The organism is Enterococcus sp. LJL90, from assembly GCF_056924355.1.
The window spans coordinates 43,558-65,357 of the sequence record NZ_JBXPBQ010000004.1; the positions used below are offsets into that span (position 1 = coordinate 43,558).

The window sequence follows — 21,800 nt, forward strand, 5'->3', positions numbered from 1 at the left end:
TTGTTAGCAGCATCTGAGACTTCACAAAAAAACGTTGCTGATATTCGCGAGGCGCTGTAGAAATTTCTATAATAATCAGCAGTTTCAAAATGCAGCTCAAGTTTAACAGTTTAAAAAAGTGTAACTAAAGTTTAGCAACTTCAAAAATGCAGCTCAAGTTTAACAGTATAAAAAATGCAACCAAAGTTTCGCAGTTTAAAAAAACCGACAAAAAATCCGCAAAGGCACTCAGTTGTTCGAGAGTATCTTTGCGGATGTTTTTTACTCTATCCATCACCAACATGCTGTGTCTTGTGACAGAAATTTTCTAACTTATTTTGCGGATTTCAATCTCAGTTTGACTACGACTTCACAGCGGGCAGTTTGAGGAAACATATCGACGGCTTGCAAATATTCCACTTGATATTTTTTGCTGAGCATAACTAAGTCTCGCGCCAAGGTTGACACATTGCAGGAAATATAAACCAGCTTTTCTGGTGCGGCCTGTAAAATGGCCTGCCGCAGTTTTTCATCTAAACCAGTGCGGGGTGGGTCCACGACAATTCCCGTTGGTTTAAAACCTGATGCCAACCATTTTGGCAGTAAATCTTCAGCCGTACCTGTTTCATAATGCGTATTGGTAACACCTAATTTTTGAGCGTTTTCTTTGGCATCAGCAATTGCTTGCGGAATCGTGTCCATCCCCCGTACTTCTTTAACCTGCTTGGCAAAGCTTAAACCAATGGTGCCAACACCGCAATAAGCATCGACAATTGTATCTGTCGCTTGCGGGTCTAGAGCCTTAATCCCTTCTTGATACAAACGATTTGTCTGCTGGGGATTTAACTGGAAGAAGGAACGAGCTGATAATTCAAAGCTGACCTCATTGATTTTTTCGTGAATAGCTGGCTTGCCATAAAGCAGCAGTGTTTCCTCACCGAAAATCAACGAAGTTTTTTTGCTTTGGATATTTTGCATCACAGAAACGACTTTGCTTTGGCGTTGCGTCAACTCTCTAATTAACGGATTAACACTAGGAATTTTTTTCGAATGGGAAATCAAGACCACTTGGACTTCGCCGGTTTCAATCGCTAGCCGTACCATGATGGTTTTCAAAATACCACTGTTTTTCCGCTCATCGTAAATTGGAATTTGATACTTGTTGATTAACTGAACAACCGTGTTCATCACATCTTGGGTTGGTTGCTCCTGCACCAAACAATCGTCGATAGCCACTAGCTGATGGCTGTTCGGCTGATAAAGACCAGCTTCTGCCTTGTGTTGTTTGCCGTTATAGCGCAATTGGAATTGCGCTTTGTTGCGGTAATGCCAAGGGTCATCCATGCCAATTGTTTTGTGTAATGAATAGTTTTGGTAGCCGGCTGGTTTGAATTTTGCCAAGGCTTGTTTCAATAAGTCCACTTTAAAATCCAGCTGCCCCTGATAGCTCAAATGCTGAAGCTGACAGCCGCCGCAAGTCTCGTAAACTTTACAAGGAGGTGTTACTCGTTCCTTGCTGGCTTTATGAATCGTCATGAGCTCGCCTTCAGCGAATTTTTCCGTTGCTTTAGTAATTTTTACGGTAACTTCCTCAGTCGGTAAAGCCTTGGGTACAAAAACAATCAGCCGGTTGAAATAGCCGATACCCTCGCCATTGATACCCAGGCGTTTAATTTTAAGCTTTATTTGTTGGGCTTCTTTTACTACTGCCATAATTTCCCCCATAAATTCTGAAATCTAATACAGATGCTTCAGTCAGCATTTTACCATAATTAAAAAGTTTTCTCATTTTTAATTTGCCTATGTTAGAATAGGCCAGTAGTGGAAATTTTGTAAAAAAACCTTATCAGCAGAAGGAGGAATGCAGATGATTACTGTTGTCAGCCTGCGGAAGGTCAAGGGTAATTTTTATAAAGCAGCTTTTTCAAATGGCGAGGAGCTACGGATTAGTGAAGACTTGTTAGTCCGTTATCGCCTATTAAAAGGCCAGGAACTCGATGAAGCCGAATTTAACGAAATCAAAAAGAAAATTGGCTACGATATGGGCTTACAGATGGCGATGAATTATCTCAGCTACCAGATGCATTCTGAGATGGAAGTCCGCAAATACTTAAAGGAAAAAGAAATCGAAACTGCCGACCGAAATCAAATTGTCGAAACCTTAAAAGAGCTAGACGTAGTCAACGATCAAAACTTTGGGGACAGCTACATTCGAACCCAAGTACGTCTGAGTGATAAGGGCCCCGGCTATTTAAGTCAGCAATTAAAGAAAAAAGGTCTAGCGCCAGAAGTGATTGAAAATGCGCTGACTTTTTATCCTCAAAAAGAGCAATTGGCCATTGCTCTGAGAAGCGGTGAAAAGTTTTTTAAAGTGCAACGGAATAAAAGTCTGAGGGAGAGTCAACAAAAGCTTCGGCTGCAATTAATGCAAAAAGGTTTTTCCAAAGAGATTGTTAACGAGGTGCTCAGTCTCTTGGAAACTGAGCCGGACGAAGAAAGCGAGTATCAGGCTTTAGTCAGTCAGGGAGAAAAACTTTGGCGGCGTCATCAGCGTTTGGAGCCTAAAAAGCGCAATATGAAAATCAAACAAAGCCTCTATCAAAAAGGCTTTGCGTTAGATACAATTCAAATATTTTTAGATGAAAAGGAAGCTAGTGATGAAGAAAACTTTTGATAAAGGTCCCGAACTTCCTAAAGACTCTGAATGGAGTTCTTTAAAAATCCAGCAGTTTCAAAAAGACTTTTTAACATGGTACCAACATGAAAAAAGAAATTTGCCCTGGCGGATAAATACTGATCCTTATCGGGTTTGGATTTCTGAAATTATGCTGCAGCAGACACGGGTCGATACCGTGATTGACTATTATTATCGGTTTATGGAAAAGTTTCCGACGATCCAAGCCTTAGCAGAAGCTGATCAAGCTGAACTACTAAAAACTTGGGAGGGCTTGGGCTATTATTCAAGAGCCCGTAATCTTCAAAGCGCCGCTCAGCAGATTATGGCTGATTTTGCTGGAGAGATGCCCAAAACAGCTGCTGAGATAGCAACTTTAAAAGGAATTGGTCCTTATACAACCGGCGCAATTGCTAGCATTGCTTTCAATTTACCGGAACCGGCAATTGATGGCAATGTCATGCGGGTGGTCAGCCGTCTTTTTTGTTTGTCAGAGGATATCAGCAAGCCCAGCAGCCGTAAAGTTTTTGATGAAAAGATGCGGTTGATTATCAGCCATGAGGCCCCTGGTGATTTCAATCAAGCTTTGATGGATTTGGGTTCGGCTATTTGTACGCCAAAAAAGCCTGATTGTCAACGCTGCCCGCTTCAGCAATATTGCTTAGCTTATGCAACTCAGCAGCAGGAAAATTTTCCGGTGAAGAGTAAAAAAATTAAGCCAAAAGATGTGTATTTAGTCGCTGGGATTATCGAAAATCAAGCAGGAGAGTACCTGCTAGCACAACGGCCAGCAGAAGGTTTAATTGCCAATATGTGGACTTTTCCAATGATTGAAGTGAGTCAAGAATTTTTTAAAGAGTTGCAGGAAAAATGGCAAGGGCCCGAAGCTAATGATAAGCAATTAACTTTGGATTTAGTGGCAGAAGAAAGCCCGGCAATTTTTTCTGATTTGCCGGTGGTCTGGCAAAAGCGGCACTTTAGAGAGGTCACCCATGTCTATTCCCATCTAAAATGGCATGTGTTGCCCTTTTATGGTCGAGCTTTGAAAAATTTTCCAATAAAGGACAATGAAATGTGGGTCAACCAAGAAGTTTTTCCCGATTTTGTTTTTCCAAAAGTTCAACATAAAATGATTGAAAGTTGGAAAAAGTCGTAGTTTTTTAGGAAAGTCTAGCTAGTAAGCGGAATCACAACAATCATTAGTAGGCAAAGCCGAGAATTATTGATATAATAATTCTGATATCGGTGTAATGCACACCCAACACAAGCAGTTAAGTCTGCCGAGGGAAGGGTTATAATGCGAGTTCCTAAAGAGGGCGAGTTTGTAACGATTCAAAGTTACAAGCATGACGGCAATTTGCATCGAACGTGGCGGGATACCATGGTCTTAAAAACAAGCGAGTATTCAATCATCGGCGTCAACGATCATACTTTGGTGACAGAGTCTGACGGCCGCCGCTGGGTTACTCGAGAACCAGCGATTGTTTATTTCCATCGCAAATACTGGTTCAATGTAATAGCAATGATTCGTGAAAAGGGAGTGTCGTATTATTGTAATCTAGCCTCACCTTTTCTATTAGATGAAGAAGCCTTGAAATATATTGATTATGATTTAGATATCAAAGTATTTCCTGATGGTGAAAAACGTCTTTTAGATGTAGATGAATATGAAATGCATCGTAAAAAAATGCATTATCCGCAAGATATTGACTTTATTTTAAAAGAGAACGTCAAAATTTTAGTGGATTGGATTAATAATGAACGTGGCCCCTTTAGCGAAGGCTATATTGATGTGTGGTATGACCGTTACAAGCAATTGTCGAAAAAATGAGCGAAAAAAGTTGACCTTGAGTCAACTTTTTTTAGTTTTTTAAAAGTTTTTTTATAGTTTTTATAGGCAAACCGTGTATAATAATAGATAACAATGCTAATAAATTATTTAGCCGAATAATTGCTATTTATTATACATAATAACACCGAGGATAAAGCCTATGAAAAAAAACACACGTTTGCTGCGATTAAAATTCAATTTATTTGTGACGATTCTTTGTGCTGCGACAATTTTATTAGGTTACGGCTTTGACCGAGTTTTTACGGCCAATGCCGAATCATTATTGGTGACTCAAGCGAAGACCAATGATGAAGAAGGAACAGCTGAGGCTGAGCCGGTCGCCACTAAAGAAATGGTAAAATTACAGGTGACGGCAACGGAAGATAGTACAGCCGCTAGTTCAGATAGCGGCGTTGACAATACAGACGATACAGCCAGCTATATTTCTGTTTATACTGAAGCGGATACGGCCAGTGTTATCGTCGAACAAGTTTTCACCGGAGAATGGGCGGATTATATTGGTCAAGCGGATGGTTTTATTCATATTAAAACCAATGCCGGCAATGAAGGCTATATCTTAGCTGAAAACGGTGCTGTGCAGACTGTCTCTGATAAGTCTTCTAATATTTCTTTGGCAGGTGCCGTTGTTGTTCTTGATCCTGGTCACGGGGGCAATGATGCCGGGGCTGTCAGTACCAATGAACAATTTTATGAAAAAGATTTAACGCTAGCAACAGCTGAAGTCATTAAAGCCGCATTGGAGGAAAAAGGTGCGATGGTGTTTTTGACCCGCTCTGATGATACTTACGTGAGCTTGGATGATCGAGTACAAAAGGGAATTGATGAAAATGCAGATATTTTTATCAGCCTCCACTATGACAGTTTTGATACGGCCAATACCATGTCCGGCTATACTTCTTATTACTACTATGAAAACGAAGAAGCTTTAGCCAAAGATGTTAATTCTGGTTTGACCAGCAGCATCAATGCCTTAAGCAATATCGGGGTGCGGACTGAAAACTTTGAGGTTATTCGCGAAACGCCTTATCCATCACTATTATTGGAGCTAGGTTATATCAATACGTATGCGGACTTATTATCGATTACGAATGAAGAATATTATGATCAAGTCGCCAGCGGTATTGTCTCTGGTTTGGAGAAATATTTTCAAGGTTAATTCAAAAGCCCAGAAACTTTTTAAAGTTTCTGGGCTTTTTTTCTTGTCTGTAGAAAAACTTCCAGATGCTATAGATTTTAAAAAGATAAAGTATTGGCAGAAATTATTTGCTATGACAAGCAGTTCATCCTAATAAAAAAATCCTACTTAAGCAGGATTTTTTTCAATACAGTTCATGCTATGCTGAATTCTAATTTATAGGCTAACAAGAGTTATTCTTCAGAAAAGAATTTTTTCATTGCCAGATGGGGCATGTCGGCGTCAATAAATTCTTCGCCGAAACTGTGATAACCTAAGTTTTCGTAAAATGAGATGGCCGTTTTTTGTGCGCCTAATTCAATTTCTTTGAAACCTTGCTCCTGTGCGAATCTTTCAGCTTCAGCAATCAAAGCTTTGCCCAAGCCTAATTGGCGATAAGGTTTTGAAACCGCCATGCGCTGTAGTTTCAAAGTTGTTGGTGAAATTGGTAGTAAGCGCAGGGTGGCCATCGCTTGATTTTCGTCATTGTACATGACGAAATGGACTGATAAAGCTTCGTCTTTATCGACTTCCCTTTCAAAGGGCACGCCTTGTTCCTTCATAAAAACTTCGTTGCGAATTTTTAAAGCGTCTAAATAGATGGGACTCATGGTATCTTTGGAGTGGAGAATTTTCATGGTAAGCCTCGATTCAATTCAATTTTTTTCTATTTTAGCAAATCTTTGCGAATTCTGCTCGTTGGATTACTTTTTGAGAAGCTTTTTTTTAAGATTTCAGCTATAATCGAAAAGATACCTGATTTTTACCAGCAGTTTATTAAGATATCATTTATATAAGGAGGATGGAAATTTGTTTGATAAATTTCGCCAGTCGAAACTATTTTTCTGGTCAGTGGAAATGCTCGTAGTAGCAACATTAATTTTTGTTTTAGCCAATCTAAACTTTCTCTACGGACCTATTGGGACTTTCTTCTCAACGTTATTTGCGCCATTATTGACGGCAGGTTTTCTCTATTACCTACTAAATCCCGTCGTGGAACTTTTGGAAAAATTCCACATCAAGCGGACCTTAGCAGTGGTGATTATGCTATTAGTTCTTTTAGGGGCGATAATTTTAATCTTATTCAGTGTGATTCCTAGCTTGATCAATCAGCTGGCTCAATTGTCGGCGAGCCTGCCGAGCTTTATTCGCCAATTGGAGACTTGGGTCAATGATTTTGCGAGTACACCGCTGATGCAAAACTTAGATTTAAGCAGCTATTTGGATCAGTTGAATTTATCTTATGGTTCAATTATCCAACAGTTTGTCAGCAGTCTATCTAGCAGTTTAGGCTCATTAGTGTCGGCAATCGCTTCAGCGACGGTGCTGATTATCACCGTACCTTTTGTTTTGTTCTACATGTTAAAGGACGGCAAACGGTTTGCGCCAAGCATTCAGAAGGTTTTCCCGGAAAAGCGTCAAACGCAAATTATGGAATTATTAGGCCAATTGAATAAAACTTTGTCCAATTATATTAGCGGACAAGCAATTGAGTGTCTCTTTGTTGGGACCTTTACCTTTTTAGGCTATTGGTTAATTGGTGTCGATTACGCCTTTTTATTCGGCGTCATTGCCGGCCTAACGAATTTGATTCCATACTTAGGTCCATACATCGGATTAGCGCCGGCTGTGGTGGTGACAGTGTTTGATTCACCAATTCGCGCGCTACTATGCTGTGTTGTTGTTTTAATTGTTCAGCAGGTGGACGGTAATGTAATTTATCCAAATGTGATTGGTAAATCTTTAGCCATCCATCCCTTAACAATTATTTTGATTTTATTGGTGGCTGGCAATCTAGCTGGATTACTAGGCATTTTCTTGGGGGTTCCTTTTTACGCTATCTGTCGGACGATTGTTATTTTTGTGATTCGAATGTTTAGAGACAGCAAGACCAAGCAGGCTGCTGACCAAATACAATTATAGTTTCAGATATTGCCAAAAAAATCGCTTTATGATAAAGTTTTATCGTGGGTATAACCCACGATTTTTTTTGAATAGGAGAAATGTATTATGAATGCTGACCCTGATAGTCAGTCGATTGTTTTTCAAATCCTTTTATTAATTGTCTTAACCTTGATAAATGCCTTTTTAGCGGCTTCTGAAATTGCCGTGGTATCGATTAATAAAAATCGGGTGGAACAAAAGGCTGAGGAAGGCAATAAAAAATCCCAGAAATTATTAAAAATCCTAGATAATCCGACAAATTTCTTATCCACCATCCAAGTCGGTATTACACTGGTCAACATCTTGTCAGGGGCCTCTCTGGCGGATAATTTGACGTCACGTTTAGCACCAATTTTAGGCGGCGGCACAGCGGCCCGCAGCATCGCAAACATTATTGTTTTGGCAATTTTGACTTACGTCTCAATCGTTTTTGGGGAATTATATCCAAAACGAATTGCTTTAAACAAATCAGAAGAGGTGGCGCAATTTACCTCTGGCGTGATTCGCGTGGTGGGAATTATCGCTAAACCCTTCGTTTGGTTGCTTTCAGCCTCTACTAGTTTGCTAGCCCGCATCACCCCGATGGACTTCGATGACGAAGACTCTAAGATGACCCGGGATGAAATGCGCTACATGCTGGAAACAGAAGGCGTTTTAGACAACGACGAATTGGAAATGCTACAAGGTGTGTTCTCTTTGGATACCAAAGTGGCGCGGGAAGTTATGGTGCCCCGGACCGATGCCTTTATGCTAGACATTGAAGATGATGTCAAAGAAAATATTGAAAAAGCTTTAAATGAAAACTTTTCCCGTATTCCTCTTTATCAAGAGGATAAGGATAAGGTTATTGGTATTTTGCACACGAAAAACTTATTAAAGGCTGGTTATAGATTAGGCTTTGATAATCTTGATTTACGCAAAGTCATGCAGGAACCTTTATTTGTACCAGAAACAATCTTTATCGATGATTTACTGTATGAATTGAAGAAAACGCAAAATCAAATGGCCGTGCTCTTAGATGAATATGGCGGTGTCGTTGGTTTGGTTACTCTAGAAGACTTATTAGAAGAAATCGTCGGCGAAATCGACGATGAATCTGATGAAGTGGAAAAACTCTACGAAAAAGTTGGCGATAAAGAATATTTGGTTCAAGGCCGTATGCTGATTGACGAATTCAATGAAGAGTTTGAAACTGATTTGCATATGAGCGACGTAGATACGATGGCCGGTTATTTGATTACGGCTCTCGGAACAATTCCCGATGCCGGTGAAAAATTATCCTTTGACATCGACAACCTGACTTTAATCAGCGAGGAAATGGATGGCTCACGCATTCGTAAATTGCGGGTCATCTTCCACGATGAAGAGGAAGAACCGACGGAACCAGAGGAAGAACGCCGCTTATTCCGTAAAGAATTTGAAGAGGATGAGCCTCGTCGTTAATTTAAGTATTTTTAATTTTTAGACATCTCAGCTAGTCGCTGGGATGTTTTTTTAATTTCTAAGGGATTATAAAATATCAGCAGTAACGAGCTAAGTTTACCAAGGCTGTCGCTTCTTTTTGCCGGTGAGTTACTTAGTGCTTGTTCGAAAAAAACTCCAGCGAGTCATTTCAAATCTTTAGACCGGAGTCTAAATTTCAAAAAGCCCCTCTGGAGTTTTAGTAAATTTGTCTTATTCTTTTGCTAATAATTCTTTTGTCAATCGTTGGGCTGTCGGCGTCATTGCCAGACCGCCTTCAGCAGTTTCTTTAAAGATACTTGGCATCTGCCGGCCAACGCGATACATCGCTTCAACGACTTCATCAGGCGGAATAACACTTTCGATGCCAGCTAAAGCCATATCAGCGGAGATAAAGGCCTGCGATGAGCCCAAGGCGTTTCGTTTAACGCAGGGAACTTCAACTAGTCCGGCTACGGGATCACAGATTAAACCCATCATATTTTTCAAAGTAATCGCCACCGCTTGGGCTGCTTGGTGAGGTGTGCCGCCATTGGCCTGCACGAGTGCCGCTGCCGCCATGGCACTGGCGGAACCGACCTCGGCTTGGCAGCCGCCTTCAGCCCCGGAGATGGAGGCATTGTTGGCGATGACTAAACCAAAAGCGCCTGCTGTAAAAAGAAAATCAATTTGCTGGCTGCGGGATAAATTAAGGCGCTCCCGGCACGCCATTAAAACACCCGGGACAACGCCAGCACTACCGGCAGTTGGTGTTGCACAAATCAAGCCCATCTTAGCATTGACTTCGTTCACCGCAATCGCATTTCTAACAGCGGTCAAAATAGTTTCACCGCTGAGGAAATTGCCTTCAGCGAGATAATTATTCATCTTAGTTGCGTCGCCACCAGTTAAACCCGTTACCGAGGTCACGCCGGCAACACCTTCGTCAATCGATTGTTCCATCACGACAAGATTTCTATCCATCAATTCAATAATTTCTTCTCGGCTGCGGCCGCTTAATTTGATTTCAGTTTCAATCATCAGCTCACTGATGCTAGAATAATTTTGACTTTGCTCGACTAAATCTTCAATACTATAAAACATGCGACTCCTCCTTAACCGAAATACGAGGCACTAAAAACATGCTCGAGATTTTGAATTTTGCTTAGGACTTCTTCATTACGCTCATCGGTTTCAATCACCATGATGGCCCGCTCGCCAACCGCTTCTCTGGTAACAGTCATCGTCCCGATATTGACGTTGGCATCACAGAAAAATTGACTGACATGGGCAATCATTCCCGGTAAATCTTGATGCACAATGATAAACGTCGGCACACCTAAAGACAGTGACAGCTTAAAGCCATTGACTTCAGAAATTTGAATGTTGCCACCGCCAATCGAAATGCCCGTGACTGTCAAAACATGACTGCCTTTGGTCAACTTTATCTGCACCATATTAGGATGTTCGGCCTGCTCTTGTTTGGGAACAAAGAGAACCTCCATCCCCGCTTCAAAGGCCAGCTTCAAAGAATCGCTCAGATGAGGGTCATCTGGCTCCATGCCTAAAAGTCCACCCACTAAAGCGATGTCAGTGCCGTGTCCCCGATAAGTTTTAGCAAAAGATTCGTATAAGTAAATATCAACAGAATCCGGCTGTTCCCCGAAAATTTTACGGACAACTTTTCCGATGCGAGCAGCACCGGCAGTATGGGAGCTGCTGGGCCCAATCATAATTGGCCCAATGATATCAAAAACACTATTATATTTTAATTGTTCCATTAGACTTAACCTCTTTTTGGCTTAATAAAAATTGGATTGTTATTCAGTTAGTTATTATAACACGCCAGAAGAAATCATTCGCCATTATGAAAGTTCCTTTATTGATTTGTTTAGAATTTCTCACAAAATAAAGGAAACAGGCTGGGTTTCTTTGTTTCGTTCATAGAAAAAAGGCGAATTCCTTTTTTATTTCGCCGACGAAAAGACGGACAGAATTCTTGATTTTTTTCAGGCTTTCCCCCATCATAAAATGACTAACGAAACTAAATTTACTCAAAGGGTTGATACAAGAATGCGTTACTTTATAATGCCGCACCAAGACATTCGCTACAATTTGGCGACAGAAGAATATTTGATGAAGACCTTGCCGATTACTGAGCCGACCTTACTATTATATATCCAAAAGCCCTGTGTTATCATCGGGCGCAATCAAAATGCTTACGCTGAAATTGATTTTCAGTATTTAAAGGAGCAGGGAATAACTCTGACTAGAAGAACTTCTGGCGGCGGTGCGGTCTATGATGATTTGGGCAACCTGAGCTTTAGCTTTGTGACCGCCAAAAATCGACGCGACTTCGGTGACTATGCTGGAGCAACTGCACCGATTGTTCAGGTCTTGCAACAGATGGGTGCTAAGCAAGCTGAAGTTGGTGGCCGCAATGACTTGTATATTGAGGGCCTAAAATTCTCTGGTAATGCCATGTATTCAAAAGGGGAGCGAACTTATTCCCACGGCACTTTAATGTATGATGTAGATTTATCAGTGCTGGACCATGTTTTAAAAGTTGATCCGGAAAAAATCGCCTCGAAAGCTACCAAATCTGTCCGTAAAAATGTCACTAATATCAAACCATATCTGAATCCTGAATTCCAATTTGCTGACACGGCTGATTTTCGTGATGAATTATTGCGACAAATTTTTTCAGTCGAGGATTTAGCAGAGATTGCTCAGCAGCAAATCGTCTTAACAACGGAAGATGAGGCAGCGATTGAAAAACTTTTTGCTGAACGTTATGCCAATGACCAGTGGGTATACGGGGCTGCCCCAGATTACCAAATCAGCCGTAGAATTCGCTTAGCCGGAGTTGGCATTGTCGAGCTGCATTTTTCAATTGCAGCTGGCAAAATCAGCGCCTTTGAAATCCTGGGAGATTTCTTTGGTGAAAAAGATATTCATGAGCTGACTAGCACCTTAATTGGTCAGGAATTTAATGAAGCAGCCTTAAAAGAATTTTTACAGAAAAATTCTGTGTCTGAATATATTTTTAATTTCAGCAATCAAGATTTTTTGAATTTACTATTTCAGTGAGCTTAGTTGAAAGCTAGCGTTAATACTAGCTAAGTGAGGCAAATCAGATTTTATTTGTCTCGACTGAGAAATTTTGATAGAAAAAAATTGGAAAGCTGTTAGCTGAAGTTAAGCTCGGCAATTGATAATTTATCAGTAAAGCCAAATTACGAAGAACATGATTTTTTTAGCAAACAAAAACTATACATCACGTATTTGTAAATTATTCTGGCACAGACAAGGCACTTCCACAAAAATTAGCCAAGATGCAGATAAAAATTTCTATCACAAATTAACGAGCTATCCAAAATCTCCCAAAATTTTGCCAAAAGTTTCTGTTGGTAAAATTTAACGGGGATTTTTTTGAATTGCGCCTGCTATCATGCTATACTAGGTGAGTTGAAAAAGACTGACTGACAGGGATTTCCCTGTGGTAAAAGATAAATTTACGATTTTAAAGGAGAACAAAATGAACAACCCTAATTTAGTTTCTGAGGTCAAGCGCCGCCGGACCTTTGCAATTATTTCTCACCCGGATGCCGGGAAAACAACAATTACTGAGCAGCTGCTGCTTTTTGGCGGGGCTATCCGCCAAGCAGGGACCGTCAAAGGAAAAAAGACCGGTAACTTTGCTAAATCTGACTGGATGGATATCGAAAAACAACGGGGAATTTCCGTAACGAGTTCGGTGATGCAATTCGATTACGAAGGCAAACGAATTAATATTTTGGATACCCCAGGACACGAGGATTTTTCTGAGGATACTTATCGGACTTTAATGGCTGTCGATAGTGCCGTGATGGTGATTGATAGCGCGAAGGGGATTGAAGCCCAAACGAAAAAGCTCTTTCAAGTAGTTAAACGTCGGGGCATTCCGATTTTTACCTTTATCAATAAATTGGACCGAGATGGCCGTGAACCGTTGGATTTATTAGAAGAGTTAGAAGAATTGTTAAATATTGAATCTTATCCAATGAACTGGCCCATCGGCATGGGAAAAGGTTTAGCTGGTTTATATGATGTGTATAACAAACGCGTTGAATTATACCGCCCGGAAAACTACGGCGGCGAACGCTTGATTCCTTTAGTCGATGGTGATATTCCCGCTGACAATCCATTACACACCGACAGTGTTTATCAGCAGGTTTTAGAGGAAATCGAACTATTGCAGGAAGCTGGCGATGAATTCTCACCAGAAAAAATTGCAAAAGGCGATCAAACACCCGTCTTCTTCGGCTCAGCCTTAACCAATTTTGGTGTGCAAACCTTTTTAGAGACGTTTTTACAATTCGCTCCAGAACCCCACGCCCATAAAACGGTGGAAGGAGAAGAGGTCAGTCCCTTTGAAGAAGAATTTTCTGGCTTTGTCTTTAAAATTCAAGCCAATATGAATCCAGCCCACCGAGATCGGATTGCCTTTTTGCGAATTTGTTCAGGCACCTTTGAACGGGGCATGGATGTCAATTTGGAAAGAACTAACAAAAAATTAAAACTCAGCAACGTCACCCAATTTATGGCAGATGCTAGAGAAAATGTTGAAGAGGCGGTAGCTGGTGATATTATTGGGATATATGATACCGGAAATTACCAAATCGGCGATACTCTGTACGAAGGCAAATTAAAAGTTGCCTATGAAGAATTGCCGTCATTTACGCCGGAGCTTTTCATGAAGGTGACAGCTAAAAATGTTATGAAGCAAAAATCCTTCCATAAAGGTATTAATCAGCTGGTACAAGAAGGGGCGATTCAGTTATACAAAACCTATCTTTCTGATGAATATATTATCGGGGCAGTCGGTCAATTGCAATTTGAAGTCTTTCAACACCGGATGCTAAATGAATACAATGCCGAAGTTATTATGACACCGATGGGCAATAAAATCGCCCGTTGGATTGATCCAAAAGATTTAGATGAAAAAATGAGCTCCAGTCGTAATATTTTAGCAAAAGATCGTTTCGACCAACCGCTATTTTTATTTGAAAACCAATTTGCCGAACGCTGGTTTGCTGATAAATATCCCGAGGTTGAACTGAAAAGCTTGATGTAATCACTTTCTCAAATTAAATAACAGAGTCCAAAGCTGTTTTTTTTCACGACTGCTTTGGACTCTTTTTTTGCTTTTCGGAAGCTTGTATAATATAGGTGACATCAATTTTGTAAAATAACCACTCTCAGTCGCAATAATACTTCCTACTTTTCTCAAAACCCGCCGCTCATCCCAATCGAAATGGGGGATTAATTTGAAAAAAACAACACGAAAATTTATCCAGCAGTTTACGATTCTCTTGCTATTTTTTGTGGGTGCCTTGGTAATGCTCTATCCTTTTTATAGCGATGCCTTGAGCAATATGTTGGATCAGGTCCGCATTTCCCAATACCAAAAAGCAATCACAAAAGAAGAAACCATCCAACGTCTCGCCCGCTTAAAAGAAGCGGCGAAGGAGCAGCAGACAGCCAGTGACCCCTTCGCTCAGCTAAGCAATGAGCTTGAAGGAACTGTCTATGAAGATCATTTGCTGGGGACTTTAAATATTCCTGCCCTATCAGTAGAGATGCCAATTTTTGATCAGACGGCCGAGACACTTTTAGAAATGGGGGCAACAGTTGTCGGCGGAACGGACATGCCGATTGGCGGTGAGGGCACGCATTCTGTTTTAGCGGCCCATCGAGGATTGCCGCAAAAAAAACTATTTACCGATTTACCAGATTTAAAAGCGGGGGATCTTTTTGTGCTGACTATTTTCGGTGAAAAGCTCGCCTATCAAGTCGACCAAATTACTGTCGTGTTGCCGGATCAAATTGAAGTTTTGGCGGCCCAGCCGGGAGAAGATCTGGTCACGCTGCTAACATGTACACCTTATATGGTTAATTCCCACCGGCTATTAGTTCGTGGTTATCGTGTTCCTTACACTGAAGCCGTTGCGGCTACTGTGACAAGCGGCAACCAAAACCGATTACTGCGACAATGGTTGATTATCGGCGGATCGGTTAGTTTAGTTGCGGGAATTTTGATTTTATTTTTCAAAATCATTCGGGCTTGGCGTCGACGCAAAGAGGAAGTCTTCATCAGTTTTTCATTGGAGGATGCCACCGGTCAACCACTGGAAAACCGCAGCTTTAGTGTCTGGGATAAAAAAGGCCGGCATCATCTACAACGAAAAGGCCAGCCAATCGTCAGCAAAACCAATCAAAAAGGCGAACTTGCATTTATTGGTCTACCTAAAGATTTCTATCAAATAAAGAGTGAGGAAGACCCGCAAATCCTTTTAAAAATTAAACCCCAGAAAAAAACGAAAGCTGACTACTTATTGCAGCTGGGTAAACGCTCCAAAGGTAAAATAGTGCGCCAAGACAACGGTCAGACAGCTTTAATTTTATAAAAGTTGTCTGGCATACACCTACGAAAAATTTTGGAAATTGTTTTTATATAAAGATGAAATCGTAATTTTTGTCAAAATTACACCTTCATATTTTTCTTTATTATTGAAAAATATGAAGGTGTTTTTTTGTTGTTTAATTATTTGATAATTACTTATTTATCATAGTGCATACTGATTTTAGTGTGCTTGTTATTGTAATGAATCTCGTTTTTGCTAATTAAATTAGACAAATCTGAGTAACTGTAAAAGTCGTTATATTTTAAGTTTTTTGACCAATTAATATCAGAGAAAGTCAAAAAAAGCGATTATATTACGTTTTCTTGGAGATGGTATAGTTAGCGCTCTCATTTTACTATTAGCTTGTGGAACAAATCGATTTTGTGAAACCGAGTGGAGGTAAGGTTTTATGCAAGTTGGGAGGGCAATCAGGATGCGTTGCAAAAAAAGCAAGCTTTTAAACCAGACACAGGTTTGCTAAAAAAGCGTGGGGTTGCAAGGTATTGGAAAAAGAAAAGTGCTATGGCCAAGCACTGCTTTTTTCAGATTGAAAGTGGGTGATTAGATGAAGAATAAACGTTGGCTATCAGCACTGATGTTGCTTGTGATTTTAGTGCCTCTTATTCGGGGAATAGTTGGGCTTTTTCCAATTATGGTTGAGGCGGTTGGTCCAGATGCACCGCAAGTGCTGGTCAATGATCAGACTGTTTATGTTGAGGCTAGCTATACAGAAACTGAAACTACTTATGATTGGCATCTTGAGTTTCAAAAAAAAACCACGCCGGATAAACAGCGACTACGCATTGCCATTGATCGCAGCAGCATCGGCTTTGGCACAATCTATAATATTCGCGGTCAAGGCTTAGGCCAGTCTGGTGATGGAGCCATTGCAACAATGAAGGTTACAGATGACGGAAATAATTATGACTGGTATTACACACCGGATTATTCCGAAGCTGTCCAAAGCGGCTCGCTTGATTTTTCAACTGATAAAAGCGAGACAGCTGGACAGGTTCCCGTTGTAGTCAGTTTGGATACTTTAGAAGAAGTATCTGAAACAGAAGTAAACGAGACAGTCCCGCAAGAAGCAGAAGAGCCTGTTAAGGAATCAGCTGGCGAGACAGAAAATACAGAAGCAGCTGGGACCCCACAAGAACCCGAAACGTCAGAATCAGAGCAACCAGAAAATTCAGAAGAGATTCCAGCTGGAACTGAAGATAATAACGTTGTCGAAGAGACAGAAAAGCCTGTAGAAAATCCGACTGACAATTCAGACGCTGAGGCTTCAAACGAATCGTCAGAAGCGATTTCAGACTCCGAAGAAATCATAGAGGAGGTCAATGCCTTTACCGGCTCATTACCTCTATACGTACAAATTCAGCGAAACCCTTTGATCGGCAGCGGCATTGCTTTAGGTCCTTTCGCTCAAAGCGACCCATTTCTTTATGATGAACAAAAATTACTCTTACACAGTACCAGTGATTATACAACTGATTTTCAAACGGTGACTGATGGCAGTCAAGAAGCAAATTGGCACAATTACAATTATGCTGAAAATGATGACGATTCAGTAGCGGTAGGAGCTTCGGGTCACGGCCCAACCATGCAATTATGGGGGAATGATCGGGATTTTGCCAATAGCTATACCTCTTATAACGGAGCCTATGTTAAGAAATGGGTGGAGCCCGTTAAGGAAAGCAGCGCAACTGACTCAACTGCTACCTATAATGTCTATCTGGAAGTCGTTGGAACTGCTGATCAAGAAATTGTCAAACAAAAACTAGATATTGTTTTTGTTTTAGATAAGTCTGGCAGTATGGGAAGCTCAATCCATGGTGAAAAAAAAGATGAGTCCTTAAAAGAGGCTGTGAGAAAAACTATTGAGAGGCTATTTAACAATCATTCTCTAGATGTGAAAGTCGGCTTAGTTGATTTTTACGGGCACACAGAAGAAGGAATGACAGCCAATAGTTTTCCTCTAAGCAGTAAGCTGAATGAGGTCCTAAATAGTAGTGTTTTAAATTCTAGTGCTAGAAAAGACCAGGGAACTCCTCTGGCTCTTGGACTGCAAAAAGGGTATCAAGTTTTGTATGGTGATACCAGTGATGCTTCGCGGGAAAAAATTTTAATTGTCGTTGGGGATGGTCAGCCGACCGTATCATATAGCGGAATTAAAGGTGCATTAGTTGAGTATGGTAAAAACAATACCCCTGAACCTAAACCTTCTGCTAGCTCTAGTAAGTGGAGTAACTATTTTTCTGACTTATCAAACTATTGGTCAAAAAATACCAATTTTCAATATTTAAAAAATTACGATGCTGCTATCTTTGATGCGAAGGATGAAGTTCCGACTGAATTTCGCAAAGGCAATGAGTTAATTGATGGTAAATATGAGAAAGGAAGGGACACAAACTATCGCTATTTTGATTTTGGAGAAATAGCGTCTGGCAATACAAGTGCTTATTTCTATGGCGATGGTACTAGCAGCACAAAGCAAGATAAGAATAATGCCATCAACACGGTTGCCTATCATCGCTGGCTGGCAGCAAAATATAATAGCGCCTCTGTCTATAGTGTCGGCATCGGCATTAATAACACCGGAAAAACCGTTTTAAAAAATATTTCCGCTGAAAAATACTATGATGCAAATTCAACGGAGGACTTACTGGCAGCACTAATCGATATTACTAGTGCTGGTGGAAAAACGCTTAATAATGCCAGTTTGATTGATAAATTAAGCAACAATGTTTCTCTAACAAGCAACAATGTAGAAACTTCTTATTACAAGCTTCCTGAAGTCCAAACTAATTTGAGTGATTATGGCACACCTCAACGTTGGACCAATCAAACACCGAGTGTCCAAACGCAACCACTGCAGGAAGGCGGTTTTCAGTTTTCAAATATCACCTTAGGTCAAGGAGAAATGGTTCGTCTGAAATATCAAATCAAACTGAAGTCAGACGCGCAAAATGGGGAATTTCAGACTGTCAGTCAAGAAACCTATCTGATGAATGGGCCAACGACAGATACAAATAAAAAAATGTATTTACCGGTGCCGTCGATTCGCTATCTAAATCAGGAGCGGGATATTGTTGTTAAAAAGCAAGATATTTTTGGAAACCCAATTCCGGGAGTGACCTTCGAACTATCCAAAGTAAAGGGACAAGTAGAAGGAAGTTCTCAGACCAGTGCCAATGGCGAGGCTGGTTTTGCCTTTGATTTTCCAAGCAATCGAAAATCTAGCCCGATATATCAAATTCAAGAAACTAAAGTACCGAATCAATATCAAAAACTCTCTGGTAGTTTGACGTTTCAAGTGAGTAAATCTTCCGGTAAATTTTCATTGACTAATGAAACGAGCGGGAGCAAAACTTCATACGATGACCTTCCTAATTGGTGGAATAAAGCAGGTAGTAAAACTGACACATGGCCCTTCGGATATTCAGGGTCCAATCATGTATTTTCTATTACTCAAACCAAAAAAAATAATAATCCACCGACTGTCCATTTGACGGTGAAAAATCAGTTTAAGCCTTTGGAAATTTCTGTCCTTAAGGTTGATGGCGACAAGCCTTTACCTAATGCAAAATTTCAGCTGCGGGAGGCAGGAAAAGATGGGGAATTTACCAGAGTCTTAGGCGAAGGTGTTTCTAACGATGCTGGTGTGGTGACTTTCTATCTGTCAAGTAATAGTGAAAAAAAACCATTAACCCTTGAGATTTCAACTGAATCAAAAAAATATCGGATTTATGAAACACAGGCACCAGAAAACTACGAAGATCCTAGTGAAGATGATTATTGGGAAATCGAAGTTAATCCAGCGACTCAAAACATCACCTATCACAGAAATAGCGAAGAGCAAAGCCAAGTTGAAACACAGTTTGAAAAGATTGCGACTGAAGCAGGTCAAACTTTACCTCTGCAGTTGAAAATTGAAAATCAGCAACAAGCTGCCGACTTGGTTATCGTCAAAAAGCAAGGTGAGCAGATTCTAAATGGGGTCAGCTTTGAGCTTTCAAGGAATGAAACTGGGTTTACTTCAAATAAATCTACCTACAAAGCATACAGTGGTTTACAAGGTGTTAAAGAATCAAGCGGCCTTAGCTGGAGTGAAGTGGGAGCTGGAAATTTCTTCCAAGCGCTAAATGGTGACAAATATCAAGATTTAGATTTTAGTGCACCCTTTGTCTTGGAAAAAGGTCAGTATACCCTGACCGAAGAAGAAACACTGGTAGGCTATCTAAAAAATCAGAAGGATTGGCAAATTGAAGTCAAGGAATCAGGTGAAGTCATACTTGCTGAAGATTCTTCAGGAGCCAAAATTGAAAAAAAAGAAATTTCTGGGAAATTGACATGGGTTGTGTCAGTTGAAAACCAATTGCTGCCAATTGATTTGACTGTCAAAAAAAATGACAGATACAACTCAGAAAAAATGCTTTCTGGTGCGGAGTTCACCGCAACCAAAAAAGAGAATGGAAAATGGCTGGAGCCAGATAACTTAATTGAAGTTGAAGATTCAGGCAACTATCAACTGGCTGAGCTTGAACTAGGGACCTACAAAATTGAAGAAACTACAGCGCCATCAGGATATCAAAGACTATCAGGGTATTTTGAACTGGAAATTCGTCAAGCTGACGCAAACTTTATCGATGCGTCTGGAAAGCTGATTGAAAAGGGCTCTCTGGTGGCAGAAGTCCAATATTATCTTGACAGCCAGCCATCTGGTGAGAAAGAAACAGTCAGCCTAAAAGAAGAAAAAGGCAAGCTGCAAATAGAATTTACTGTCAGCAATAATCCATATAATCCACTGCCAGCAACAGGAGGCATTGGTCGATTAGGACAGTTTCTGATTGCGGCTGGACTTCTAACAGCATCTTTATTTGTCGGCTGGCTGACAAAGCGGCTCAAAGGAAGGGAGGCTGGACTCCATGATTAAAAAAATCATTCATCTAGTTTCGGCACTCCTAGTGTTTCTATTAGCAATTGGCATTGGTCTGCCGCAGTCTGCCACAGCAGCAGCTGACAATGTGGAATTGATTTTGCATAAACGCATTTATCGAGATGTGATGATGCCCGATATTGAGGACTACCAAAATACCGGTATCGAAGTTCCCAAAGAAAATTGGCAGGAAGACATCATTGAGATGGCTATGCCTTTTAACGGTGCAAATTTTTTAATCTATGACTTAACAGATTATTATGCTGAATCGAAGCAGAATCAAGAAGAATTTTTAGAAGTATTTAATCAGCTTTCGATGAGTCAGGTAGCGGAATTAATCAAGGAAAAAAATCTTTCCTTGGTGGCAGGACCAGTCAATACCGATGAAGATGCTGTCTTTGGCGGTGGCATTGGCCGCACCACTTTAGCTCGCTATAGCCAGCAAAGGGATGCTGTCTATCTGATTGTCGAAACAACACCGGACCCGGATGTGCGTTTAAACGTAGATATCGAACGGCGCTCTGTACCGATGATTCTCTTTTTACCCATCATGAATCCTTTAAGGGAAAACAATGAGTTGCAGCAAATTCATCTTTATACCAAAAACATCGGCTATGTGCGGGATCCATATTTCTTTAAGTATGGTAAAAAGGCTGGTAGTCAAGAATTAGGGGAACCAATTCAAGGGGTGACCTTCGCCTTGTACCGCTATGACAGCAATGGGAAAAAATTGTATCTCGATCAAAGCGAAGTGAATTCTTTGCAAAATGGTTGGTCGGCATCCACCGACCCGCTAAATGATGAGCATGTTACTAAATTTACTTCAGGCAGTGATGGCTTAGTGACTACTAATAATCGTTTTCTACCCTCTGGCACTTACTATTTTGAAGAATTACAGGCCGCCGAAGGATACACAATCGAAGACGAAGATCGGGGAATTGAGGTCGTTATTCCAGAATCCTGGGAGGATGAAGCAGGAAATCCGCAATATGTGACGGTGAATGGGTATCGGATGGAGGAATTAATTTCTGGATTGGTGCCGGACTCGGCCTATCAGAAATTAGAGCCGCGCGTTTACAATTACCGGACTTCCGAAAAAGCCGCTGCGACACCAACACCGACGAATACCACAAAAACGTCGCTTAATCAACAAAAAATTTTACAGACAGGAGAAGTACAGAGCTCCTGGATGTTTCTGGGATTACTTTTAATGGTATTAGCTTGGTTTTTATGGAAAAAAAATCGAGCTAATGCAAGGGACTAAGTGTGTGTCAGTTTCCTGTGCAGACCACTCCCTCCAAGTGAAATTGATTTTGCACAGGATTCTTGTCAATAAAAAATGAAAACCATCT

General features: G+C 40.7%; 15 protein-coding genes. 11 read left to right on the forward strand and 4 right to left on the reverse strand.

Annotated elements, in window-relative coordinates; all coding sequences use genetic code 11:
• Positions 1 to 312: 312 nt before the first annotated feature.
• Positions 313 to 1,692 (reverse strand): 23S rRNA (uracil(1939)-C(5))-methyltransferase RlmD, encoded by a 1,380-nt coding sequence (gene rlmD, locus AC1Z3S_RS10365; protein ID WP_461740320.1) that lies wholly within the window; start codon positions 1,690 to 1,692, stop codon positions 313 to 315.
• A 154-nt stretch (positions 1,693 to 1,846) separates the two neighbouring features.
• Between rlmD and recX the strand changes: the two genes are divergently transcribed.
• From recX to AC1Z3S_RS10385, 4 genes are all read left to right on the forward strand, one after another.
• Positions 1,847 to 2,653, forward strand: coding sequence for a recombination regulator RecX (recX, locus tag AC1Z3S_RS10370; protein ID WP_461740321.1), 807 nt, complete (start codon positions 1,847 to 1,849; stop codon positions 2,651 to 2,653).
• Positions 2,637 to 3,809 carry an A/G-specific adenine glycosylase gene (gene mutY / locus AC1Z3S_RS10375; RefSeq protein WP_461740322.1) on the forward strand — a complete coding sequence of 391 codons (1,173 nt, stop codon included), beginning with the start codon at positions 2,637 to 2,639 and terminating at the stop codon, positions 3,807 to 3,809. The genes recX and mutY overlap by 17 nt, the downstream gene beginning before the upstream one ends.
• A 141-nt stretch (positions 3,810 to 3,950) precedes the next feature.
• Entirely contained in the window at positions 3,951 to 4,484 is a 534-nt protein-coding gene (gene ntdP / locus AC1Z3S_RS10380; RefSeq protein WP_265458833.1) for a nucleoside tri-diphosphate phosphatase, read from the forward strand.
• Between the two features lie 160 nt (positions 4,485 to 4,644).
• Positions 4,645 to 5,661 (forward strand): N-acetylmuramoyl-L-alanine amidase, encoded by a 1,017-nt coding sequence (locus tag AC1Z3S_RS10385; RefSeq protein ID WP_461740323.1) that lies wholly within the window; start codon positions 4,645 to 4,647, stop codon positions 5,659 to 5,661.
• A gap of 212 nt (positions 5,662 to 5,873) precedes the next feature.
• Here the strand turns inward: AC1Z3S_RS10385 and AC1Z3S_RS10390 are convergent, their stop codons facing one another.
• The gene (locus AC1Z3S_RS10390) at positions 5,874 to 6,317 is read right to left on the reverse strand and encodes a GNAT family N-acetyltransferase (RefSeq protein WP_461740324.1); all 444 of its coding nucleotides are present in this window, start codon (positions 6,315 to 6,317) and stop codon (positions 5,874 to 5,876) included.
• 172 nt (positions 6,318 to 6,489) lie between these two features.
• On the opposite strand from AC1Z3S_RS10390, the gene AC1Z3S_RS10395 reads away from it, so the two are divergent.
• Positions 6,490 to 7,602, forward strand: a complete 1,113-nt coding sequence (locus AC1Z3S_RS10395; protein ID WP_461738364.1) for an AI-2E family transporter — start codon at positions 6,490 to 6,492, stop codon at positions 7,600 to 7,602.
• An 87-nt stretch (positions 7,603 to 7,689) separates the two neighbouring features.
• Positions 7,690 to 9,066, forward strand: a complete 1,377-nt coding sequence (locus AC1Z3S_RS10400) for a hemolysin family protein (protein WP_461740325.1) — start codon at positions 7,690 to 7,692, stop codon at positions 9,064 to 9,066.
• Between the two features lie 231 nt (positions 9,067 to 9,297).
• Here AC1Z3S_RS10400 and sdaAA read toward each other — a convergent pair whose 3' ends face one another.
• Positions 9,298 to 10,167 (reverse strand): L-serine ammonia-lyase, iron-sulfur-dependent, subunit alpha, encoded by an 870-nt coding sequence (gene sdaAA, locus AC1Z3S_RS10405; protein ID WP_461740326.1) that lies wholly within the window; start codon positions 10,165 to 10,167, stop codon positions 9,298 to 9,300.
• An 11-nt stretch (positions 10,168 to 10,178) separates the two neighbouring features.
• Positions 10,179 to 10,844, reverse strand: a complete 666-nt coding sequence (gene sdaAB, locus AC1Z3S_RS10410; protein ID WP_461740327.1) for an L-serine ammonia-lyase, iron-sulfur-dependent subunit beta — start codon at positions 10,842 to 10,844, stop codon at positions 10,179 to 10,181.
• 292 nt (positions 10,845 to 11,136) lie between these two features.
• On the opposite strand from sdaAB, the gene lplA reads away from it, so the two are divergent.
• The 5 genes from lplA (at position 11,137) to AC1Z3S_RS10435 (ending at position 21,712) form a co-directional block, all read left to right on the forward strand.
• Positions 11,137 to 12,153, forward strand: a complete 1,017-nt coding sequence (gene lplA / locus AC1Z3S_RS10415) for a lipoate--protein ligase (protein ID WP_461740328.1) — start codon at positions 11,137 to 11,139, stop codon at positions 12,151 to 12,153.
• A 448-nt stretch (positions 12,154 to 12,601) separates the two neighbouring features.
• Positions 12,602 to 14,179 (forward strand): peptide chain release factor 3, encoded by a 1,578-nt coding sequence (locus tag AC1Z3S_RS10420; protein ID WP_461740329.1) that lies wholly within the window; start codon positions 12,602 to 12,604, stop codon positions 14,177 to 14,179.
• Positions 14,180 to 14,372: 193 nt separating this feature from the next.
• Positions 14,373 to 15,512, forward strand: a complete 1,140-nt coding sequence (locus tag AC1Z3S_RS10425; RefSeq protein WP_461740330.1) for a class C sortase — start codon at positions 14,373 to 14,375, stop codon at positions 15,510 to 15,512.
• 562 nt (positions 15,513 to 16,074) lie between these two features.
• A complete protein-coding gene (locus AC1Z3S_RS10430) occupies positions 16,075 to 20,445 on the forward strand; it encodes a SpaA isopeptide-forming pilin-related protein (protein WP_461740331.1) in 4,371 nt (1,456 codons plus the stop codon).
• Positions 20,438 to 21,712: a pilin N-terminal domain-containing protein gene (locus AC1Z3S_RS10435; protein ID WP_461740332.1), complete on the forward strand. Its 1,275-nt coding sequence runs from the start codon at positions 20,438 to 20,440 to the stop codon at positions 21,710 to 21,712. The genes AC1Z3S_RS10430 and AC1Z3S_RS10435 overlap by 8 nt, the downstream gene beginning before the upstream one ends.
• Positions 21,713 to 21,800 lie beyond the last annotated feature (88 nt).

Excerpts from the sequence above, each read along its gene's own strand:
- mutY (WP_461740322.1), top strand. The coding sequence starts at position 2,637 with ATGAAGAAAACTTTTGATAAAGGTCCCGAACTTCCTAAAGACTCTGAA.
- ntdP (WP_265458833.1), top strand. The coding sequence starts at position 3,951 with ATGCGAGTTCCTAAAGAGGGCGAGTTTGTAACGATTCAAAGTTACAAG.
- AC1Z3S_RS10385 (WP_461740323.1), top strand. The coding sequence starts at position 4,645 with ATGAAAAAAAACACACGTTTGCTGCGATTAAAATTCAATTTATTTGTG.
- AC1Z3S_RS10390 (WP_461740324.1), bottom strand. The coding sequence starts at position 6,317 with ATGAAAATTCTCCACTCCAAAGATACCATGAGTCCCATCTATTTAGAC.
- AC1Z3S_RS10435 (WP_461740332.1), top strand. The coding sequence starts at position 20,438 with ATGATTAAAAAAATCATTCATCTAGTTTCGGCACTCCTAGTGTTTCTA.
- AC1Z3S_RS10400 (WP_461740325.1), top strand. The coding sequence starts at position 7,690 with ATGAATGCTGACCCTGATAGTCAGTCGATTGTTTTTCAAATCCTTTTA.
- AC1Z3S_RS10420 (WP_461740329.1), top strand. The coding sequence starts at position 12,602 with ATGAACAACCCTAATTTAGTTTCTGAGGTCAAGCGCCGCCGGACCTTT.
- rlmD (WP_461740320.1), bottom strand. The coding sequence starts at position 1,692 with ATGGCAGTAGTAAAAGAAGCCCAACAAATAAAGCTTAAAATTAAACGC.
- AC1Z3S_RS10430 (WP_461740331.1), top strand. The coding sequence starts at position 16,075 with ATGAAGAATAAACGTTGGCTATCAGCACTGATGTTGCTTGTGATTTTA.
- sdaAA (WP_461740326.1), bottom strand. The coding sequence starts at position 10,167 with ATGTTTTATAGTATTGAAGATTTAGTCGAGCAAAGTCAAAATTATTCT.
- sdaAB (WP_461740327.1), bottom strand. The coding sequence starts at position 10,844 with ATGGAACAATTAAAATATAATAGTGTTTTTGATATCATTGGGCCAATT.
- recX (WP_461740321.1), top strand. The coding sequence starts at position 1,847 with ATGATTACTGTTGTCAGCCTGCGGAAGGTCAAGGGTAATTTTTATAAA.
- lplA (WP_461740328.1), top strand. The coding sequence starts at position 11,137 with ATGCGTTACTTTATAATGCCGCACCAAGACATTCGCTACAATTTGGCG.